We start from the raw sequence: 22,572 nt of genomic DNA on the forward strand, positions 1-22,572 counted from the left end.
GACAAGTCTTTGTCACAACCTCTTTTTTATTAATTTTCACTATTTTGATTTTGTTTTAATGCCGATTGATCGATCGTCAATTCAACAGTAGTTGTTTTTTCTTTCGAGCCTTCATAGTAAGTGATTTTGACAGAATCTCCCACTTTTTTCTTATACAAAGCAGATTGAAGTTCTACACCAGAAGAAACTTCTTTGTCATCGATCTTAGTAATGACGTCGTATTGTTTCAATCCAGCTTTTTCAGCCGGTGTAGCTGTTTGGACATTTGTCACGATGACACCGTTAGTTACAGATGAAGGAATCTTCAAGATTTGTTCTTGTTGCTGAGTAGAAACGGCAGATAAGTCGACCATTGTGATACCTAGAGCTGGACGTGTCACTTTTCCGTCTTTTTCCAGTTGATTGATGATATTCACTACATCGTTACTTGGAATAGCAAATCCCATTCCTTCTACGCTTACATTAGAAGTAGATTCAGAAGTACTTGCGATCTTACTTGAGTTGATACCGATAACTTGTCCTTCGATATTCACTAAAGGACCACCAGAATTTCCAGGGTTGATTGCTGCATCTGTTTGGATCGCATTGATATTGACTGTTTCGTTCGATTCATTTGTACTTGTTACTTGTCGGTTCAAGGAAGAAATGATTCCTGAAGTGACAGAATTTGCATATTCAGATCCTAGTGGGGAACCAATCGCAATCGCAGGCTCACCAACCTTCAGAGCACTTGAGTCACCAAAAGAGGCAACTGTTTCGACTTTGTCTGAATTGATCTTCAACACCGCTAAATCTGAATAAGCATCTGTTCCAACTAATTCAGCTTTTACCTTCGTACCGTCTTTCATCAAGACTTCAAGACCTTGCTGGCCATCTACTACGTGATTATTCGTGACTACATAAGCAGTATTCCCGTCTTTTTTGTAGATCACGCCGCTTCCTTCACTATAAGCTTCCAAATTACTATCATCTGAGCTGCTACTTTCTTCTTGCTGCCCGAATAGTCCGCCAAAACCGCTTGATTGGTTTTGACTTTGTAAGTTGATAACAGAAACGACAGCGTCTTGAACTTTATCTACCGCTTTGGTGATATCAGAATCTACATTGACTTTGACATTTTCCACAACTGTTTCACCGGCAGAATTCTGATTGCCGCTTGTAGCAGTAGAACTATTGTTGCCAGTGCCCATCGCTGCATAAAAAATGCCAGCTGTCAGTAGTCCTCCAACGATCCCTCCAACAAGCCCCAGACCTAACTTACGCCAGAGGCTATTATTTTTACTTTTTTTCATCTTTGGTGTCACATTTTTTCTATCCATGTGTTCCTCCTCCAATTACATTCATTTATCTACTGTTAGTATAGTCTTATTTGTTGACTTTAGTCTACTTTGAGACTGTGAACTTTTTATGAAAAACTTTAGGAAAAATCATTGTTTTCAGATGAAAATATTTGATTTTCTTTTTCCACAGATACTGTGTAAAACTACGCGGATAGGATTGGAAAAATAAGGGATAAAACATATCCACAGCCTGTGTATAAAGTGGATAAATTCTTATAAAACGTATGTTTGCCTAATGAATGTGATGAAACAAGGTAAAATAACACTGTTTTCTGTGGATAAACCTGTGGATGTTGTGCATAACTGTTGGGGAAATCTTTTTAACAAAAATAGCCAAAATAAACATATAGACGAAAAAATTGATTATAATAAACAAAGTGAGCATGAAGACCAAAGGAGAGAAAACATGAATATCAAAATTATCTCAGTAGGAAAATTAAAAGAAAAATACCTGATCCAAGGTATCAATGAGTATGTCAAACGGCTGAATGCCTATGCAAAAATCGAATTGATCGAAGTTCCTGACGAAAAAGCCCCGGAGAATTTAAGCGAAGCGCAAATGAGACAAGTAAAAGAAAAAGAAGGGGAACGGATCTTAGCGAAAATCAAAGAACAAGAATACGTCTATGCCTTAGCAATTGAAGGGAAAAATCCTACAAGTGAATCTTTTGCTAAACAAATCGACCAATTAGGTATCCAAGGAAAAAGCCACCTTGTTTTTGTTATCGGCGGCTCTTTAGGACTCAGCGAAGCCGTCATGAAAAGAAGCAATGCTCAGATCTCTTTTGGAAAAATGACGTATCCACATCAATTGATGCGTCTGATCCTTGTCGAGCAAATCTACCGTGCCTTCCGGATCAATGCGGGGGCGCCTTATCATAAGTGAGACAAGAAGAATGAAAGATAGTAAAGTAGTAGTAAATAGTCATATCCAAGAAAGCGGATATGGCTGTTTTTTTATGAAAGATGTTTGTTTCGCTAAAGAGATCGCAATCCACGCTCGGTAAATATAAGAGCCACATAATTAAGCTTTGAACTCATTAGTTAAGCAATTCGATGTTGGAACAATTCTTGGTGTTCAGACCATTACCTCCCTCTCTTATAATTTTAGTGCTTTTTTAAGTGAGAGTAAAAATAAATAACGATTTATTTAAAATTTAAGTTATACTAGATAAAGCAATCCATGAAAGGAGTATATAATTAAGTAATGCAAGTAAAGAAAAAAATAATATTGTCCATTCTCCTAGCAATTATTGCTGGACTTTATTCAATCAATTATTTTAGAAATGTTCATACTATTTCTACATCGGGGGATATTGCCTTCCATTTTGCTAGAGTCAAAGGGTTATCTTCAATTTTTTCTGGTCCAATCAATTTTACGACGTTTAATCATTATGGGAGCGGAGTGAATTATTTTTATCCCTACTTGACCTTTTTTCCGGCAGTCATTTTTTATTGGATAAGTAATAATTTAATCGTTAGTTATATCTTATATGTTTGGCTATTGAATGTTTGTACTATCATGCTGATGTTTCATTATGGACTAAAATTTTTAAAAAGAATCGATGCGGCTTTTATATTTAGCTGTTTATATACATTTTATGGGTACCGCACGATTGATATTTATCATCGTTCTGCTATTGCTGAAGCGATTGCACTTACGGTTATACCGATAGTTATGTATTATGCTTACGCACTGATTTATGAGAAAAAGCCATGTGCAATTCCATTAGCAGTCAGTATGAGCTTACTCATTTATACACATGTTCTTTCCACTTTTATGAGTGTAATAGCCGTTGGCTTACTAGTCTTAGGTGGCTTTGTAGTAAGTGAAACAAGAAAAAAAGAAAGCATCCGGTTGATTGTGGAGTTGTCAAAGGCAGTAGGAATGACGATTCTTTTAACAGCATACTTTTGGTATCCGATGTTCCGACAAATCATGGTTCAATCGATTAATGAGCCAGATAAAACGACCTTACAACACCAAGCATTAAATGTCTCGGATAGTTTGATTGGTGCGATGAATAATGACCTGACAACCTTTACGGTAGGAATCATTGGTATTATTTCTTTGATCTGTCCACTCTTCTTTTTTAAAGGATTTAATCGCAAAGAAAAAGTGATTTACCTTAGTGCGGTAGTCTCTTGGCTCTTATCCACCAAATTTTTTCCATGGTCTTTATTACAAAATACACCCATTCAAATGATTCAATTTCCTTGGCGAATCTTAGGATTTCAAGTACTCTTTGGCTCGTTGATTTTATCGTTCGTTTTCATGAAGAGCACATCAGCTAAGCAAAGAAAAGTAGTTAATATAACGACAATTGTTTTATTACTGTTGGCTGTATCTGCTGCAACAAAAGCAAACTATGAACATAAAGTTGTCACTCAGAGAGATCACTTGGTAATGAATCAAGAAAATCTTATTCGTTACACGACACTCCTTCCCGGAGGACTTTATGACTATGCACCCACGGAAGCATTACAATACAAAGAACATTTGCAGAATCATGAAGTAAGAATTGGCAAGGAATGGCATACTATGCCTTATCAAGTGATGGATTCGAAAATAGTCTATACAGTACATGAATCTAAAGGACAAAAAATAACGCTTCCTGTATTTGATTATTGGGGGACAGTCGCAAAAGTAAATGGACAAAAAAGAGAGATTGATAATAGTGAAGGACTAGTGTCGATTGAAGGAACACAAGGAGAAACAATCATTGAAGTTTCTTCCATTTATCCTCCAACTATGAAGTTAGCTTTTTTAATTAGTTTATGTAGTTACCTCTTTCTTTTAATTAGTTTTCTTATCAGGAAGTTACAACATATAAAAATAATGATCTGATTACATTTTTTTCAATATTAGCTTACTAGAGAATAAGAAAAAGTAAGTAATAAACCAAATTTAAACTTTATATTATAATAATGAAGCTTAATCTTCTTTATAGAGAATTGGGCTATTTTTAATGGCAAAGAGGGGAAGAAGATGTTTCAAAACAAAGGACAACGCTATGTTGTAAAAGGAGTAAAGGAATCTTACTGGAATCAAAAATCTTTATTGAGAAAATTATCTTTGAATCTAAGCACAAAGAAATGAAGGTACACTAGATAGCAATGAAGATATCTTTGTCATTAAACGTCGCTATTTTACACAAGTAAGTGATGATTTGATTCATGTCTTTTCCAATGAGTGGTTTGTTTCTGAGAAAAAATTACATGCTTCTAATCTGCAATATATGCCAGGTGAAGATCCAATTCCTAATATGAAAGCAATTATCAACAGTAAGGATTACGAAGGATATAAAGCTAAACATCCAGAAGCGAAGCCATTTAAATACCCACAAGAAATGAAGCAAGCATGGCGCAAAATGTTAGATGATGAGCTGATTCCACTTGAAAATGAATTGAGGTAAACGAGAAGAATTCAATAAACTGGATGATAAAAATATAATATGACTATAAATTGGTTACAGCTTCAACCTATAAGTTGTAATAAATTAGCCTAAAAGTAATTTATTAATGATGAGGTGAATTTGATTGGTACAACAAGATATATCACTTAGAGAGGGAGAAGCAGCACTACAAACTACTTTTCAATAAGTAGGAATTATAGAAATTTTACTCAAAAAATCTTCAGTAAACAATTTGGCTAAATAAGTTGGGAAAACAGAATATACTTCAATATTTAGTGAGTTATAAATATCATCACTCATGATACGCAGCTCCGTATCATAAATGATGATATTTTTTAGAGACAGGGAAAAAAACAGTAAAAAAGGGGAGTAACAAATGAGCGAACTTAACCATTTTTCTGCGTCTACTCTAGCCGAGTTGCAAAAAGACGAGAAACATCCTTACTATGTCTATTGTTTGGTTGATCCTAGAAACAATCAGACTTTTTATATTGGGAAAGGAAAAGGAAATCGTATTTTTGCCCATCGTCAAGCGGCACTGAGTACGCTAAGAAAATCAGATTTACTTGAAGAAAATGAAACATCTAGTACATTGAAAATAAAAACCATCCAAGAAATAAACAGAATGAATCTACAAATACTAAGTTACATACTTAGCTATGGTTTAACTGAGAGCGAGGCTTATGCCAGTGAGAATGCGTTGATCAATTATGCTCAACTGATACAAGGACTTTCATTGACAAATTTAGTAAAAGGACATGGTTCTAAGGCAATGTTAGTTGAAGAGATAGAAGAACGATACGGCTTCCAACCAGTGCCTATAAATGAAATAGCGACGAATGAGTTGATTTTAGCAGTAAAAGTGAGAGATGCTTTTAATCTTTGTAAAGATGAGTCAAAAGAATATCCGATTGACGACAGTTTTCGTGATGATAATAATTTAAAATCTCGTACGCTAGGTAACTGGGTAATTGGTCGTGATAAAATACATCTAATTCGCTATGTCATAGCTGTTAATACAGGAGCAGACAACGCGGTTGTTGCTGCGTATAAAGTTTCTTCTCAATATTCGGAATCGAAGAAGTTTGAAAATGGCCGAACACGCTATGCGTTTCAGGCATTATCTAAAAGAGATGATACTTTGCGAGAACTTAATTTATATAAACGATCTTTGCCAGATATCAAATTTGGTAGTGGGAGTGCAATTGCTTATATTAATAATTAGAACGGTGTTTCAACTATAACTTAAAATTAAAATAGTATTAAGGAAAAACTTTAATAATAAAGCTTACTTATAATTGATATTTTAAGAAAAAAATCTTATAGGTAATAGATATTAATGAAATTTACAAACAGAAAGAAGAAATGATTTGGAAAAAGCATTGCTAGGGATATTTGCTGTCTATAGTTCTTTCAACATATCTTTATTAACCTTAATTCGAAGGTTCTAGTAAAATAATAAGTCAATGATTTCTGTTGATGATTTTATCCTTTCCTTCTTAATATAAGAATTATACCTCCAGAACTGATAACTTTATGATGGAAAAGCCATCATAAAGTTATCAGTTCTGGAGGCTTTGCCATAGCAACAGTCTTTTTTATTATTGTTCGGTAGATATTGACGGATGTTTAAGATAATGTCGATATTTACTAACGATGATGTCCATAATGATTTGATAGATAAAAGAATGGGTTTGAAAAATGGTCTCGTGAGGAAAGAGAATAATATCATGTACGAAACGATAGTTACGAACCTCTTCATTTGCTGTGATAACAAAAATCTTGGCTTTCGTATTTTCAAATACATTTCTGTATGGCACATCATCCCTGAGTTGTTGCCTTTGCAAAAATCCGCCTGAATTAGAAAAAATAACCAATAAGGTCTCTTCATCGGCTTGTTCAATGAATTCGATTTGTTTGAGATCGCTTTGATAAGTAATAATAAACTTTCCCGCATAAGCCAATTTGTATTGAAAATCAATGGCTGCTGATTCGGAGAATAACAGTCCAAAAGCACCTACTTTATCATAAATAGTCAGACATTTTGCCAGCTCATTAATACTTCTCATGCTGCTTTGCTGTTTGAAAGCACTAATATCTTTAATAATTGCATCTAAGTAGTCATCATAACCATTTTTTTCAATTGGATTAATAATATTTGAAATGTAGTTTAAGTCGAAATGGTATTTATTTTCAGCAAAGGTGGAGGATTTTTTTAATTCGTAATAATCTTCAAACCCGATCGAACGAGCAAATTTTGAAATCGTTGATTTAGAGACATTACATATGGTAGCTACATCAGAGATACTTGATTTGTCAATAATACTATAGTTATTCAAAAGTGTTTGAGCGATATGATAGTAGGTAGAAGACGTTATTTCATTGTTAAGAATGGTTAGTAGTCTAATAATTAAAGGTCCCATAAATACGAACTCCTATCTTTGAGAGAGTTTCCAAAAAACGAAATTTTCATTTAATATGTTGAAAAAATTGTATATTACACATGTATTATAGCAAACATAAAAAAAATTGATAGGAGTTGTGAAAATGGATAAAAATTATGATGCTCTTTCCAAAAGAATTATTGATCATGTTGGTGGAACAGAAAATATTATTAGTCTTTATCACTGTATCACTAGATTGAGATTTAAGTTAAAAGATGAAAACATTGCACAAAAAAATACCGATGAAATAAAGAAGATTCCCGGCGTATTGTCCGTAGTCGAAGCAAATAATCAATACCAAGTAGTTATTGGAAACGAAGTGGAAGATGTCTATAAAACGATCATGGCTAACTATGACATTAAAAGTGCCCTGGGATCAGACGAATCGGAAGTGTTAGAGGATAATAAATCAGGAAATATCTTTATCCGCTTCTTTAATACGTTGTCTTCAATTTTTAATCCGATTATTATGCCTTTAGCTGGTGCAGGAATGATTAAGGCCTTACTAGTAGTTTTAACAACATATAATTTTATGTCAGCAGATGGAAGTACCTATAAGATTCTTTCAGCAGCAGGCAACAGTGTTTTCTTCTTCTTACCATTATTTCTGGCCTTTAGTGCAGCCAGAGTGTTTAGAGCAAATCAATTTATTTCATTAGCAATTGTAGCAGCACTTTTGGAGCCTAATTTCACTGCATTAGTCACAGAAAATGGGGTAACGGTTGACTTCTTAGGTATTCCAGCAATATTAATGGGCTATTCTGGAACAGTCATTCCAGCGATTATTTCCATTTACCTCTATTCAAAGTTAGAAACCCAGCTAAAGCGAGTGATTCCAAAGAGTCTAGAAATTTTCTTGTTGCCAATGGTTGCTCTTCTTATTATGGTTCCTCTAACAGTGTTGGTTGTTGGACCAATTGGCGTTTCGTTAGGGGATGGAATTGGAAGCGCTATGAACTTTATCAGTGACCGTAGTGGGTTATTGGCTGGTTTAATCATTGGTGCAGGATGGACTTTCTTGGTAATGATTGGTATTCATTGGGGCGTTGTGCCAATCATGATCAATAATCTTGCCGTCTATGGCTATGACGTTATTCGACCGATGGTTGCGGCTGCAACTTTTGCAAGTGCAGGTGTTGCGTTAGGTGTATTTTTAAGAAGTAAAGATAAAAACGTTAAAGTGCTCTCCCTATCTGCGATTGTACCTGCTTTACTTGGTGGGATAACAGAACCAATCGTCTATGGCTTGTCGGTAAAATATAAAAAACCATTGATTGCCCAAACAATCGCAGGTGGGATTGCTGGAGCTTTCATGGGAGCAATGCAGACAAAAGCGATTGTCTATGTTTTTCCAGCGTTAACAACGTTACCAGCCTTTTTAGGTGATACTTTTGTCTATTATCTCATCGGAATTGCTCTTGCTTTCTTCCTTTCAGCAATTTTAACTTTCGCTTTTGGATTGGGAGAAGAATCTTCATCGAGTAATGAAGAAATAGAAGAACAGGTAAATGAAATAAGTGTACCCTTAAATGGGGAAGTAATCGCGTTAGAAAAAGTCAACGATCCAGTTTTTTCAGAAAAAACAATGGGTGACGGATTCGCTGTAATCCCAACCGATGGAGTAATTAAAGCACCATTCAGTGGAAAGGTCGAAGCGGTTTTTCCTACAAAACATGCGATTGGCTTGAAGTCAAAATCTGGGGTAGAAGTACTGATTCATATTGGAATCAACACCGTTGAATTGAATGGGAAATATTTTGACATAGTTATCGAAGCAGGAGACGATATCCAAAAGGGACAAAAGATCGGAAGCTTTGATATTGAAGGCATCCAGTCTGAAGGTTATGATCCAACCACGGTAATAGTATTAACCAATTTGAATGATCTAAACGAGGTAGATATGTTCGACTCCAATGGGAAAATCATCCAAACTTTCACTGGTAAAAAAACGGGTCAAGCAGAAATTTTAGCATAAAAATAATAATCTGAAAGAGGTAATCGAATGAATAAAAGCTATTTTCCTAAGAACTTTCTTTGGGGCGGTGCAATTGCAGCAAATCAAGTAGAAGGGGCTTGGAATGTTGATGGAAAGGGTATGTCGGTGGCAGATGTCGCGATGTACAAACCCGATGTAGATATTACAGATTATGTCAGTCAATGGCACGTGTCTCCTAAACAAATCGAAGAAGCCATGAAGTCAAAAAACGACAAGTTATTTCCGAAAAGACGTGGAATAGATTTTTATCATCGTTACAAAGAAGACTTGGCATTATTTAAAGAAATGGGACTGAAATGCTTAAGGGTGTCTATCGCATGGACAAGATTATATCCCAATGGCATTGAAAGTAAACCAAATCAAACTGGAATCGATTTTTACGTGAGTTTATTCAAAGAGATGAAGAAAAATGGGATTGAACCTCTAGTCACATTATCTCACTATGAAATGCCATTATACTTAGTAAATGAATATGACGGCTGGGTTTCCAGAGAAGTGATTGACATGTTTGTTCGATTTAGTAAAACTTGTTTTGAAAATTTCGGACACTATGTGACCTATTGGCTAACTTTCAATGAAATCGATAGCGTCTTTAGACACCCATTCACTACGATGGGAGTGGTAGAAGAAAAGTATGCAACAAAAAAAGAGGCAGAAGAGGCCATTTATCAGGCACTACATCACCAATTTGTAGCTAGCTCCTTAGCGACTAAATATGCTCATCAAATTATTCCTGATGCAAAGGTAGGGTGCATGATAACAAGAGCATTAGCCTATCCCTTAACATCAAATCCAGTGGATGTGATGCTAGCACAACAACATAATCGGGAAAACTATTTTTTTTCTGATGTACAAGTTTTTGGAAAGTATCCGACTTTTGTTAAAAACTATTGGAAAGAGAATAATTTTACTATTGAAATGTTAGAAGGAGATGAGGAAATCATTCATCAACACACAGTTGATTTTGTCTCTTTTAGCTATTATATGTCTATGATTAAAACAGAAGATGAAGAAAGTCGGGAAAAAGTGGGTGGTAATCTAGTCACCAGTGTGAAGAACCCTTATCTTGATACAAGTGATTGGGGTTGGCAAGTAGATCCAACAGGTTTGAAAATTGCATTAATCGACATGTATGATCGCTACAGGATGCCTCTGTTTATTGTTGAAAGCGGAATTGGTGCTTTTGATGAGTTTATGGAAGGGAAAATTCATGATGATTATCGTGTGAAGTATTTTGAAGACCATTTTAAAGCGGTCAATGAAGCAATCAAAGAAGGCGTTGAAGTAATGGGTTATACTACTTGGGGATGTATTGACTTAGTGAGTGCGTCGACTTCTCAAATGTCAAAACGTTACGGATTTATCTATGTAGACGCAGATGATGAAGGGAACGGAACCTATGATCGGTTTAAAAAGGATAGCTTTTACTGGTACAAACATGTTATTGAGACCCATGGGGCTTCATTATACGAAGGAGAAATTGAAGCACCAGAAATAAAAAAGCAAGAATGGAGAACGAACTAGTTCTGGAAGACAACTATAAACGACACAAGGCCCAATCTAACTAGATGGTTGGGCTATTTTTATTTTCAAGATAACTATTTTTATACGCTAAACGTGTCTAGTACGAAAAATATTTTGTAACAACGATTGATGATGGTCAATAATAAAGATGATTGAAGACAACTAGCAGGGGTTTAATTACGAAACCGAGTAAACATTAAGTAAGTTTCAATTAAATGAAATGTTTAAGGAAATATCAAGCCATTGAGACAGAAGAACCGAATGTTTTAGCATGTCTGCGCAGTTTTAAAAACCAAAAATACTAGTTGTAGTTAACTTTTCTGATCAAAAGACTACTTTTCCACTCGGTAAGTATCGGATCAAACAAGTCTTGATCCAAAATTACAAATAGAAAATTACTAACAGTTTACTCCCATATGAAGCTTTTAGTGTGCTAATTTATTAAGGGGTTTTTTCTATAAATGAATCTCTGTTATGATGTAGATAGTTCAATGAAATAGTTATTCGATTTGTTTATAAAAAATGAAGGAGGCACTGCTATGATCCAAACAGAATTAACCCGCTTTAAAGTGAAAAAAGGAAAGACAAAAACTGTGGATGAATGGTTGTCATTCTTGAATGTTCATATGGAAGAAACACTGCTTACATTAGAAAAGGAGAAAATGTATGTAGAGACGATCTTTAGAGAAACAGTGGACGGAGAAGAATATTTATATTGGTATTCGATTCAGGAAGAGGATGGTCAAGCGGTAGAAGAATCAGCGCATTGGATTGACAAGAAACATTTAGAGTACTGGGATGAATGTATTGATGAGCAAGTGGCCCCTATAGATTTAAAGCCGGAAGTTATTATGATTCCTGACAAAATTAGAGATCAGATGAAGTAGCTTCGCTTTATGGGACACTCATTCAAGGGTCTCTCTGTCAAATAAGAATCAAGTCGTTTATCCTAACGACAGTTTCAGTAGACTTGTTGAAAAGTCATTTGCCAATGGGGTGAAGACACAATATCAATTTAACGAATTAGGACAGCTTAGTGAGTTAGCCCATTTTAAGCAAGCTCAAATTTTGGATAAGTATATGTATGGTTATGATGTACTAGGCAATAAAACAAGCATTGAAAAAATGCGTACTGCTTTAGACGTAGATCATGGGGCATATACGTATGCATATGATCAATTAAATCGATTGACGGAAGTTATGAAAGACGGCACCCCACTTCGCAATTACAGTTACGATAACTTTGGAAACAGACTGTCAATGGTTGAAAATGGAGTTGAAACACATTATATTTACAACAGTATAAATCAGCTTATTTCAAGCACAGATGGGAAGTCATATTCATATGATCAAAGAGGTAATTTGACACAGATCATGAAGAATGGGAATGTGATAAATTCGTATGAGTTTAACCCAATGAACCGTCTTGAAAAAGCCATTAATTATGAATCAAAACTTTCAAATGTGTATAAGTATAATGGCTTAAACAAGCGGGTTGGTAACCAGATCGGTGATTTAGATCTCAATCCGACAAAGCAAATTGACGATGTATTAGACCTCACAAGAGATTATCATAATTTACTTCAAAGAAATGAAGATGGCGTAACCACTTCTTACACTTATGATTTTGGTTTACTTTCAGCTGATAATAATTCATATTTGTTAGATGAGTTAGGTTCGCCGATGCGATTTGAAGAGGAGAGATTCATGATTCTATTTATAGCTTGATTAGAGAAATCCAATCAACAATTACAGAATGGCTTCAATTTGATAATGAGGGGATGTGTCCATCGCCATGATAAATAAAAAGATTAATCAAAAAAAAAACATTACAATCTGGAGACTCTACACCCGTGCAATGAGAGAAATGTTTTGGATAGTAGCAGTATTTTCAATATCCATGTTTTTACTGATGAACTATGTTCAAATTAGGGACTATGGATGGACTGATTGGCCTGTATTTGAAATCCTAATAGAATCTTCAAGGGTTTTTCTTTTCTTGGGACTGTTCGTATATCTAGGATGTATGCCTTTCACATTAAAAGGAATTATTTGTCTTAAAAGGCAGGAACGAGTTCTAGGCTTGAATTTTAATCAAGAAATGAAAAACACCAATATAACCAAATTTAATCATCAAGATAACAATTGGTTCATTACTATTACATTGGCTCGCATCATCGTTTATCATCGAAATTATATAGCGAGTATAGGTAAGATAGAAGGAAGTTCGGCAAGCCGAATGTTATGGGAAACTTCAGTTGTTGGTATTGATAATATAGAAGTTTCCGTACGTGGGGATGAGGTATGCTTAAATGATTTAAAGCAATGGTGGCAAACTTGAATGATTGCAAAAAAGCTATTTCACAACTAGCAATCAAGCTAAACGTGAAATGGTTTTCTTATATCTAAATGAAAATTGCAACAACATTGCAAACCAAATCCCGATCCTATTAAGCTAGCCTTTGAGTTCAATAAGCGCTCAAGGATTTGCACGACGTCTATAAAATTATCGACCTTACGGGCAAAGAAAAAACGTTGGCAAATGAGAAATCAATTCTCGTTAGACAACGTTTTATGATATACAGATAAACTTAGCGCAACAATGACCATATAATCAACCAACAGAATCCATAAAAGCAACTATTTTTGATCACAAAGCGAACGACTTGATAATTCAGCAGAACATACCAGTTTCAAAGGGTTGCAGCAAAGAATCTTTAAAATCATTTTAATGGATATTTCATTGTATAGGAGCATATTTAGTCACCAATCCACTAATCAAATCAAGCCCCATTCCAGCCTAAAAACACAGGCTTCCATTCTTTAGGCATTGATGTGCTTATCTTCGTTTAGCCAACTATAAAGTTTCAAGACTTCCAATAATACAGACGGTGAAGACATTATGGATATATCATTTATATAGAGGATAAAACCCAAGTTGATACTGGTATGATGTGGTATCATGTAGAAGTTTAATAGAGACATCTCAGGGGATTTGCACGAAAATCTGATTTTTATTTTTTTAGGGATAATGAGTGATTTTTACTCAAAAAATCTTCATTAAATAATTTGGGAGAATGATGAAGGAACAGAAGTACTTGATTATCTAACAATGTGATAGTAATGAACAGGATTAAAATAGAAAGATAGGTTGACTAAATAAGTTGAGAAAACAAAATATCTATATTTCAACATCCAAGTGAATTATAAATTTCATGCACTCTTGATACCTAAAACCTTATCATAAACGAGAATACCATTGAAAAAATTATAATAAATAAGCTTCAATTGTGATACGAGAAGGATACGGTTCTTCTTAACTAATATTGAAAATAGTCAGCAAAAAGGGGGACAAACTTTTAATTGTCTCCCTTTAATTGTTAAGGTGAAATATTATCACTCTTAAACAATAAGTTTAAAAAATACTCGTTTACATAAACCGAAGGATTATTTAGATGCAATAATATCATAGATAAAGAAACATTCATCATAAGAAACAGTGATCCCAAATTCTGTTTCAATATTTTTGAAGGCCTTTTTTACATGAAAAATTGGTTCATGAGAAGGCCTTGTGTCATCTTCTGATATAATTTTAAGTTCATGACCGTTTATCAATGTACGCTCAATTAGACACGCTGTGTGAATCAAAAGTTTTAAAAGAATGGAATAAGTGAATTTTTTGTGGAAAGTACATTCCAATTCTTCGATAAAATCCATTAAGCTTTTTTGGATCTTATTCCCAGCTAATAAGTAGAGGTATTTGTCCACTGCTTCAATTCCCATATCAAAAACGATATTTCTTGTGAATGAGTGGCTGCTGCCCTTTTTTGATTGTTGTTCTTCAGTCGTAAGATGACAAAGTACCTTATCTAACCCATCATGAAGAACAATTTCTTCTAGAGAAACAAAAGGAGCATAGCTGATTTTTGGATTTACAGTCCCGACGATTGCTATGATTTCTATATCTTTAGAACGTAGCATGGTTTCTCGTATTGAAGTTCCGTTATGACCGCTGATTGATTGAACATCAACATCAAATATTTTTAATTCTTTCAATAATGATTTAATGTTTTCTTCTAAAAATCGGGCGGTTCCTTCTCCAGTTTGACAAACTGTGTAGATGATTTTGCTTTTTCTCTTATTGAATTTGGAAACTATTTTATTATTAAGTAAAGTATTTCTACGATTATCAATGTCTAAAATATTATTGATAGTAGATTGTAGTCCCATAGATAAAAATTCTGTATTTTTAGCAGCTTCTAATATTATCAATGTATCAATTCGTTCAATGATAAAAATGCTTTTTTGGGTTTCTTTTCTTAAATTAGATTCAAAATTTACTAAAGATCCCATATCAGCAAAAATGATGATTTCTGTCGATTCAAAGTCAGCTATCGTTTTTTTTATGGCATCATAAGTTTGCTTTGGTGTACTGTGTAAAGGCATGTCAACAGGGACAATAATTTCTTTGGAAAGAAGACTATTCACAGTATGTGCAATTTCAGATGCGACGCGCTCGCCGTGGGCACATACAAGAATACTGACATTTTTACTATTTGTTTTATTTTCTACTATGGAAGAAACGATAAGACTCAATGAATGGATTTCATTTTGAGAAAAAATGATCTTCTTTTTTTGTTCTAACTGCTTGACGATTTTACGTGTAACTTGCATAACATTAGCAGGTAGCTTCTCTGTTGTTTTGATCTGGCTGAAAAATATATCGTTTTGTTGAGTGTGGCTGTGAATATATAAAGCAAAAGCAGTACTGACATTTTTATCTAGGATGATGCCTAAGGTGTTATATAAAATATCTGATATTAATAAGACAATGCTTTTTATATCATCGTTCAATAAAAAGGTGAAATGATCATTTCGCAATCGCTCTTTAGCGATTTCTTGTGAATAATCATTAAATGCTTGTGTAATTGAACGGGGGCTATTGGAATAATTCTTAGTAAAAAAATTTACAAAATCATAGCTGGCGATTGTTTTTCTGTCTTCATCCAATGTGGTATCAAAAACAAATGGCTTTACGCCAACAATCGTTTCGATTTCTTTTTTGTCAGCTAGATTTATTTTTATTAAGGATGATAAAACTGTAGGTGGAAAGAAGTCTTGCGTAATCAGAACTTCTTTTGAATTGTTTTTTTTCTTTTCTAATAGAGCACGAGCTACAGATAATTGAATGTCACTTTTCAATTGACCGATGTTTCCGAGCGGGGTATAAGCCAACAATGCTTGAATCGCATCTGGCTGTACGATTATTTGAGAACCAATTTTTTCTGTTTCTTTGTTATATAAGAATGATATGAGATCCAATCTTTCGGCAATGCTTCTTTCTTGAAAGTTTGGAAGTTGGATCATGACAGGGATTCTACGCTTAAATGTTTCTAATAATGCTGAATTCGGAGGCTCTGTAGTTGCCGTGATCAGCAATGTTGAAGCGTAGCGCTTATTGACAGAATCACCTAGTTTATAGAACTGATTTTTATCGATAAATTGAAAAAGCATCTCCTGTCCTTCTGGAGGCAAGCGATGGACTTCATCAAGAAACAAAATTCCTCCATTAGCAGCTTCTATCAATCCTACTCTATCGGCATCTGCTCCAGTGTACGCTCCTTTGACATTTCCAAATAAGTGACTTAGCAATAATTGCGGATTGCTTGCATAGTCGGCGCAATTAAGAACAGAAAAATTTGCTTTTTCGTTGAAAATATTTTCTTGTTTTCCATAATCAAATATTTTTTCAGCTAACAAGCTTTTGCCAGTCCCTGATTCTCCAAAAATCATCATATGTAATCCTCTTGGAGGATAAGTGATTGCTGCCTCTGCTAATTGAATAACTGGTTGTAAACTTTTATTTGCACCGATCAACGAATCAAAAGGATGAATTTTTTTAGAGGAGTAGTTATCTTTTATGAGTTCTTGTATGGAATTTATTTCTGTCTCTCCTATATAACGAAGGTTTAGTCTTTGACAGAGTATTTTTTTACATAGAAATCTGGTTGGTTTTCCTGATAGTTTTAATAATTTGTCCTGCCTCATGAGTTTGTTTAGATCCGAAGAAGCATTATTTCTTAAAATATCTAATTCCAAAGACACTTCTTTTGCGGTTATACCAATATCTGTATCATTTAATAAAATCTTTTTTGAAAGGCTTTCTGTGTAAGCGGTGCAGTAATGGTGCACCTTGTCTATTCGTTTCATAAAACACCTCCTCCCACTAATATAAAGCGCTTTAATATAAAAATCAATACACTTAAATACTTATGGAAAAAGCTGAGAGTGGCTTTTGAAGATAGCAGCCGACTATTTATACCAATTTTATTAAATCTTAGTTAGAAAAGATGTTTTTTGTGTATTTATCTGTATCATTACGTACGTGATAGTCCAATATTTTTATTATGCGTATTACATGTGCATTTTTTCTTTTTAGAATTGCCTAGATTTCAATAAGTTAAAAAATGGCACGAGTTTTGCTTTGTTTTTTATTGAAGGGAGGCATTTGATGAATAAGAAGATGGGAGTTATTTTAGCAAGTCATGGTTTTTTTGCTAAAGAAGCACTAAATAGTTTAGAAATGATACAAGGTGATTTTAGTAATGCACGTGTGGTTTCATTATTTCCAGGAATGAGCTTAGCTGATTTTGTAATTAAAATTGAAGAGAAAATAGAAGAACTTGATACGACTAATGGACTGCTTATTATATGTGACATTTTTGGAGGAACACCTAGTAATGCAGCCGCGATGATTTTAATGAAATACCAAAGAAAGGATTACTATGCTTTTGCAGGATTCAATCTAGGGATTCTGCTTGAATTGTCTAATTTTAGAGAAAAGGCACCTGAGTACGTGATGGAGAAAATGAATGAATTAATGTCTTATAGTTGGAAACAGATAGAAACACCAAAACCAATAATCGAAAAAGCGGAGGGATTGTAGATGGCAATTGAATTGATTCGTATTGATGATCGTCTAATACATGGCCAAGTCGTCACAACTTGGGTAAAACAAAAAGGAATTGAACAAATCTTGATTGTTAATGATTCGATAACAAATGACCCTGTTCAAAAATCAGTTTTCGATATGATGGCACCTCAAGATGTCATTGTAAGAACATTCGGGGTAGAACAGTTTGCAGAAATCTATCAAAAAACTGCAATTAAAAGAAAAACCTTATTATTATTAACGAATCCTGTAGATGTAGAGACGTTGTTAGATGGAGGGGTCCAGTTTAATTATTTAAATCTTGGCGGCATGAAATTTACCTCTACTCGTACAAGGTACACACGGGCTATTTCTTTAGATGAGAGAGAAAAACAAGCACTTGTCAATATTAGCAACAAAGGTGTCAAAGTATCCGTTCAAATGATTCCATCAGATAAAGAAATCCATATATCAGAATTGATAGAAGGAGAGGGATAATAAATGTTAATACAATGCATATTGTTAGCAGTGTGGGCTGGGATTTGTACTGTTGATGAAAGGACGCTGTGGACTGGAACGCCAAAAGCAATTTTAGCTGGATCAGTTGCAGGAGTGATAATGGGAGACATCACTACAGGTTTGGTAATTAGTGGTACACTTCAAATGATGTGGCTGGCAAATGCAGCAATCGGCGCATATATCCCACCTAATGAAGCAACAGGAGCGATAATTGGCGTGGCAATTGCCATTATGACAGGCGGTGGTTTAGCGACAGGGTTGGCAGTAGCCGTACCAACAGCATTGTTGTGTCAGCAAATCATCATGTTAACGAATACGGTCAATATCGTTTTTCTTCATAAAGCAGAGAAAGCAGTGGAAAGTGGGGATTTTGACAAAGTTGCACGATATAACTATTTAGGAATCCCATTAAGTTTTATTGCTGGTTCAGTTCCTGTCTTTCTAGCGGCATATTTTGGCGGACCAGCAGTACAATCAGTTTTGGATTTTGTGCCGGAACAAATTTTTGACGGACTAACTGTATCTGCAGGCATTATACCAGCTGTTGGTATGGGTATGTTGTTGATGATGATGTTAGGTAAAAATATGTGGATTTTTTTGCTTCTTGGCTTTGTATTTGCAGCATATTTGAATTTAGGAACAATCGCTATCTCGATCATAGGAGTTTGCTTAGCTGGTTTGTATGATCTAATGATAAATCGGGAGGACGCAACACAAAATGTTAGTATAACGTCTAATGAAATTATCACAAATAAAAATGATGATTCAGAAGCTATTGAGGAGGTATACGATTTATGATTATAGAAAATGAGCAATCAAAGATGACAAAACAAGATTTAACAAAAGCATTCTTTCGTTCTCAATTATTAATGGCTACAAGTAACTTTGAACGAATGCAAGCATTAGGTGCATATTATTCAATAGTACCGACTTTGAAAAAAATATATGGGGATAAACCAAAGGAGGAACGGGTAGCTGCAATTAAGCGACATTTAGAGTTTTTCAATACTAATCCCTATGTATACGGTCCGATTTTAGGAATAACAATGGCTATGGAGGAACAAACACCAGAGGATCAAAAAGAGTCTGTTATTGCTGTGAAAACTGGATTGATGGGGCCTTTTGCTGGTTTAGGTGACAGCTTGTTAGCAATGACAGTAGTTCCTATATACATGAGTATTGCTTCAGGGCTAGCAATTGAAGGGAATCCAATCGGTCCTATCCTTTTCTTCATTCTGTTCAGTTTGACTATTTGGCCTTTAAAATATAAAGGAATTTTTATGGGGTATGAAAAAGGATCGGCGTTGTTAACAGGAGAAAACGGCAATAAAATGTTAAAACGGTTGGCTACTATGGGAAATGTGGTCGGAATGATGGTAGTTGGTTCTCTTATCGTAAGTACTGTGAAAATTAATATTCCTATCGAATATACGGTTGGAGAATCTACCATAAAGATCCAAGAAATGTTAGATGGTATCATGCCTAATTTCTTTCCATTGCTTATCACGTTGCTTGTCTATTATTTACTTAAAAAAAGAAATGCAAAAAATGCTGTAGCAATCATCGTTTCGATTATGGTAATTGGAATCTTTTTATCAATAATAGGAATTCTAGCGTAATTATCTGCATAGAAAATTCTTAAGTCATTGAATAATGTGGAGGCGTTATGGAAAATTGTACCGATTTAATAATAATAAATGGAAAGTATACTAATTATGCTGTGGATGTAGAAGAATCGATTATAATAAATTGGTCTCGAATAAACATAATTCAAAAAAAAGCCCAGTTATATATTATGAACGAAGATCAAGATATCGTTCTCAAACAAGAGATAGGAAATAAAAAATATAGCAACGTGAAATTTCCAACTATTTCTGATCAAAGAAAAAAGTACTTACTTCATATCATTATAGAAGGGGAAGAAAGTATACAGGAATTTCATACAACGTTTTATTCCGCAAACCCTAATTTGAAGAACGCACATTGGATTACAAGACAAGATCATCCTATTGAGAAAGAAAATATGTATTACAGAGATCGACCTTCTATTATTCTAAAAAAATCATTTATAGTTGAGAGACTAGAGAAAGATTTATTTTTAGATATTTGTGGATTAGGATACTATACAACTTATATCAATGGGAAAAGAATAGACGATTACTATTTGAATTCAGATGTAACAAACTATGGTAAACAAGTGTATTATGATACTTATAAGCTTAATCCTTTTGTGGAAGAAGGTTCAAATGAAATTATAGTAGAATTGGCAAATGGCTGGTACAATCCTGCCCCGTTGAAATTATTAGGGAAATACAATATGAGACATCGCCTTTCCATTGGTAAGCCAATGCTCATTTGTTCAATCAGCGAATTGGCGAATGGCAAACAAAGAAATATTGTTGAGAGTAATCATGATTGGTTAGCTGAAGGAGGGGAAATTCTATTCGACAATATTTATATTGGCGAAAGAGTTTCGTTTGTTGAAAATGAGGAAAGTAATCCTGATTCATCTACTCGAGTAAATATGAGGGTAACGGAAATCGTTGGTCCAGCTGGAAAACTTGTGCCAAGTACTATACCAAAAACGAAAAGATTGAAAAAAAGAAAACCAAATGTAATAAAGAAAACGAAATATGGTTATTTGATTGATTTTGGAAAAATTATTTCAGGGCAGATTTCTTTAACTATTTCTTCAAAAAAACAAAATATAAAAATTAATTATGCTGAGAGCCTCAATGATTCGCAAACCGAATTGGACTATTCTACCACAACTACAAGCATATATGGAATCAATGATCCGGAACAGGGGATTAATGAATCAGATACAGTCATACAGGAAGATCAGTTTCTATGTGGGGACGGTAAAACGACATTTGAAAACATGTATGTTTATCACTCATTTCGATATATGAAAGTTGAGGGAGAATGCGCTATTTTTGATATCAATGATTTACATGCATTTGATACTTATGCTGATCTTACAATAACAAGTGAATTCAATACTTCTAATCAGTTGTTGAATGATCTTCAACGTATTGCGATTCAAACCAAAAGAAATAATATCCGTTCATATTATGAAGATTGTGCTCGTGAAAGACTAGGATATGGTGGAGATATTGTCGCATTAATAGAATCTCAAATTTATTCATTTGATTCGGAACAATTATTGAAAAAAGTGTTGCTTGATTTTATTTTCGATCAAACCCTTGAAGGAGGAATAACACAAACTGCTCCATTTATGGGTATCCAGACGTTTGGACCTAGTAATAACGCTGGTTCGTTAGGATGGCAATTAGTGCTTCCAGTCATTGTCTTAAAATATATGAAATATTATGGAATGTCCATTATTGAGGACAAAAGAATTTCAGTATCTTTGAATAGACATCTGAATTATCTTTTGAAATTTGATTATGAGTACATTAAGTATTGTTGTTTGGGTGATTGGGGTTCTGTAGATACTGTTCTTATTAATAACAAAGAAACACCGCCAGATAAAGAATTTTGTTCAGCAGCAATGTATTTAATAGTATTGCAAAGCTATCAAAAATTAGCTGTGTTTACTAAAGGAATGAGCTTTGAAACAGAAAAGTTAGAAGAAAAAATTAGGTATGTAAAAGAAAAACTAATAAAGGAATATTACAATTCTAAAGGTTATTTTCAAGGTGGCAGCCAATCAAGCTATATTTTTTCTCTCAAAGCTGGATTAGATAAAGAATTCCCAGAATTATTACAAAAATTCAAAAATCAAATTAGGGAAGATGATGGTGTCTTTAAGATGGGGATTTTTGGCATGGCGTGGTCATATGAAATTCTAGATGATCAAGATTTAATTTATCAATGGCTCACAAGGAAAAATTATCCAAGTTTTTATTCTATGGTATCTAATAATAGTGGAGCGTTGGGCGAGTATTTTAAAAAAATGAATGGATCTTCTTTAAATCATGCTATGTTCACATCATACAGTCAATGGTTTATCTCTACTTTATTGGGAATCAAATTTGATCAAGAGACACAAGAGTCTACTGATTTATTAATTGATCCTTATATTCCTGACGATATAGAATTTGCAGAAGGGACTTTAAGAACGATTCATGGAGAAATTGGAATAGGATGGGAAAAAACGCAAGAAAAAACGATGATAAAAGCCCAGATTCCTTCAACTATCAATTATAGATTCTCAAAAGAATTTAAAGTAAACTCGAAAACAATCATCGATGGCAGTTGGTTAATTGAAGCCATCAAAAGATAATTAAGTAATAGTGTACAATCATTATTTTTGTTACAAAATTTGTATGGTGGAAGCAACTAAATATATTTCACTCCTATAAAAAAATTCGAAAAACAGCATAGTTTTTCAAGAACTTTTTCATCTATTTTTACCGGAAAAAGTGGCTGCGACAAG

The 22,572-nt window shown here is 34.2% G+C and carries 16 protein-coding genes and 1 pseudogene; 14 read left to right on the forward strand and 3 right to left on the reverse strand.

Going from position 1 to position 22,572, the window contains the following annotated elements:
* Nucleotides 1-29: 29 nt before the first annotated feature.
* Nucleotides 30-1,319, reverse strand: coding sequence for a S1C family serine protease (locus tag IGL31_RS01170; RefSeq protein WP_002294152.1), 1,290 nt, complete (start codon nt 1,317-1,319; stop codon nt 30-32).
* Nucleotides 1,320-1,746: 427 nt separating this feature from the next.
* Between IGL31_RS01170 and rlmH the strand changes: the two genes are divergently transcribed.
* From rlmH to IGL31_RS01190, 4 genes and pseudogenes are all read left to right on the forward strand, one after another.
* Nucleotides 1,747-2,226 (forward strand): 23S rRNA (pseudouridine(1915)-N(3))-methyltransferase RlmH, encoded by a 480-nt coding sequence (gene rlmH / locus IGL31_RS01175; protein ID WP_002287841.1) that lies wholly within the window; start codon nt 1,747-1,749, stop codon nt 2,224-2,226.
* A gap of 321 nt (nt 2,227-2,547) precedes the next feature.
* A complete protein-coding gene (locus IGL31_RS01180) occupies nt 2,548-4,188 on the forward strand; it encodes a membrane protein (RefSeq protein ID WP_002351320.1) in 1,641 nt (546 codons plus the stop codon).
* Between the two features lie 253 nt (nt 4,189-4,441).
* Nucleotides 4,442-4,756, forward strand: a pseudogene (locus tag IGL31_RS01185) (hypothetical protein); the annotation flags it as partial.
* A gap of 376 nt (nt 4,757-5,132) precedes the next feature.
* Entirely contained in the window at nt 5,133-5,981 is an 849-nt protein-coding gene (locus IGL31_RS01190; RefSeq protein ID WP_086299921.1) for an LEM-3-like GIY-YIG domain-containing protein, read from the forward strand.
* A gap of 376 nt (nt 5,982-6,357) precedes the next feature.
* Here the strand turns inward: IGL31_RS01190 and IGL31_RS01195 are convergent, their stop codons facing one another.
* The gene (locus IGL31_RS01195; RefSeq protein ID WP_002349745.1) at nt 6,358-7,179 is read right to left on the reverse strand and encodes a MurR/RpiR family transcriptional regulator; all 822 of its coding nucleotides are present in this window, start codon (nt 7,177-7,179) and stop codon (nt 6,358-6,360) included.
* A gap of 124 nt (nt 7,180-7,303) precedes the next feature.
* On the opposite strand from IGL31_RS01195, the gene IGL31_RS01200 reads away from it, so the two are divergent.
* The 5 genes from IGL31_RS01200 to IGL31_RS01220 all read left to right on the forward strand — a co-directional run bounded on the left by IGL31_RS01200 (nt 7,304) and on the right by IGL31_RS01220 (nt 13,061).
* Nucleotides 7,304-9,175, forward strand: a complete 1,872-nt coding sequence (locus IGL31_RS01200) for a beta-glucoside-specific PTS transporter subunit IIABC (protein ID WP_010777026.1) — start codon at nt 7,304-7,306, stop codon at nt 9,173-9,175.
* A 27-nt stretch (nt 9,176-9,202) separates the two neighbouring features.
* Nucleotides 9,203-10,720 carry a glycoside hydrolase family 1 protein gene (locus tag IGL31_RS01205; RefSeq protein ID WP_086299920.1) on the forward strand — a complete coding sequence of 506 codons (1,518 nt, stop codon included), beginning with the start codon at nt 9,203-9,205 and terminating at the stop codon, nt 10,718-10,720.
* Between the two features lie 539 nt (nt 10,721-11,259).
* The gene (locus IGL31_RS01210) at nt 11,260-11,607 is read left to right on the forward strand and encodes a DUF6176 family protein (protein ID WP_010728041.1); all 348 of its coding nucleotides are present in this window, start codon (nt 11,260-11,262) and stop codon (nt 11,605-11,607) included.
* A gap of 109 nt (nt 11,608-11,716) precedes the next feature.
* Nucleotides 11,717-12,448 carry an RHS repeat domain-containing protein gene (locus tag IGL31_RS01215; RefSeq protein ID WP_143351558.1) on the forward strand — a complete coding sequence of 244 codons (732 nt, stop codon included), beginning with the start codon at nt 11,717-11,719 and terminating at the stop codon, nt 12,446-12,448.
* A 67-nt stretch (nt 12,449-12,515) separates the two neighbouring features.
* Nucleotides 12,516-13,061, forward strand: coding sequence for a hypothetical protein (locus tag IGL31_RS01220; RefSeq protein ID WP_086299918.1), 546 nt, complete (start codon nt 12,516-12,518; stop codon nt 13,059-13,061).
* A gap of 1,106 nt (nt 13,062-14,167) precedes the next feature.
* Here the strand turns inward: IGL31_RS01220 and IGL31_RS01225 are convergent.
* The gene (locus IGL31_RS01225; RefSeq protein WP_086299917.1) at nt 14,168-16,930 is read right to left on the reverse strand and encodes a sigma 54-interacting transcriptional regulator; all 2,763 of its coding nucleotides are present in this window, start codon (nt 16,928-16,930) and stop codon (nt 14,168-14,170) included.
* A gap of 301 nt (nt 16,931-17,231) precedes the next feature.
* On the opposite strand from IGL31_RS01225, the gene IGL31_RS01230 reads away from it, so the two are divergent.
* Genes IGL31_RS01230 through IGL31_RS01250 form a run of 5 tightly spaced genes read left to right on the forward strand, consistent with a single transcriptional unit; the run spans nt 17,232 to nt 22,419 of the window.
* Nucleotides 17,232-17,666 carry a PTS sugar transporter subunit IIA gene (locus tag IGL31_RS01230; protein WP_002338593.1) on the forward strand — a complete coding sequence of 145 codons (435 nt, stop codon included), beginning with the start codon at nt 17,232-17,234 and terminating at the stop codon, nt 17,664-17,666.
* Nucleotides 17,667-18,149 carry a PTS system mannose/fructose/N-acetylgalactosamine-transporter subunit IIB gene (locus tag IGL31_RS01235; RefSeq protein ID WP_086299916.1) on the forward strand — a complete coding sequence of 161 codons (483 nt, stop codon included), beginning with the start codon at nt 17,667-17,669 and terminating at the stop codon, nt 18,147-18,149.
* 3 nt (nt 18,150-18,152) lie between these two features.
* Nucleotides 18,153-18,968, forward strand: coding sequence for a PTS mannose/fructose/sorbose/N-acetylgalactosamine transporter subunit IIC (locus IGL31_RS01240; protein WP_086299915.1), 816 nt, complete (start codon nt 18,153-18,155; stop codon nt 18,966-18,968).
* Nucleotides 18,965-19,789 (forward strand): PTS system mannose/fructose/sorbose family transporter subunit IID, encoded by an 825-nt coding sequence (locus IGL31_RS01245; RefSeq protein WP_002307836.1) that lies wholly within the window; start codon nt 18,965-18,967, stop codon nt 19,787-19,789. Before IGL31_RS01240 ends, IGL31_RS01245 begins: the two co-directional genes overlap by 4 nt.
* A gap of 47 nt (nt 19,790-19,836) precedes the next feature.
* On the forward strand, nt 19,837-22,419 hold the full coding sequence (locus IGL31_RS01250; protein ID WP_086299914.1) for a family 78 glycoside hydrolase catalytic domain: 2,583 nt from the start codon (nt 19,837-19,839) through the stop codon (nt 22,417-22,419).
* The last annotated feature ends 153 nt before the right edge of the window (nt 22,420-22,572 follow it).

This window comes from Enterococcus sp. MSG3290, assembly GCF_050555565.1.
Taxonomy (GTDB): Bacteria; Bacillota; Bacilli; order Lactobacillales; family Enterococcaceae; genus Enterococcus_B; species Enterococcus_B faecium.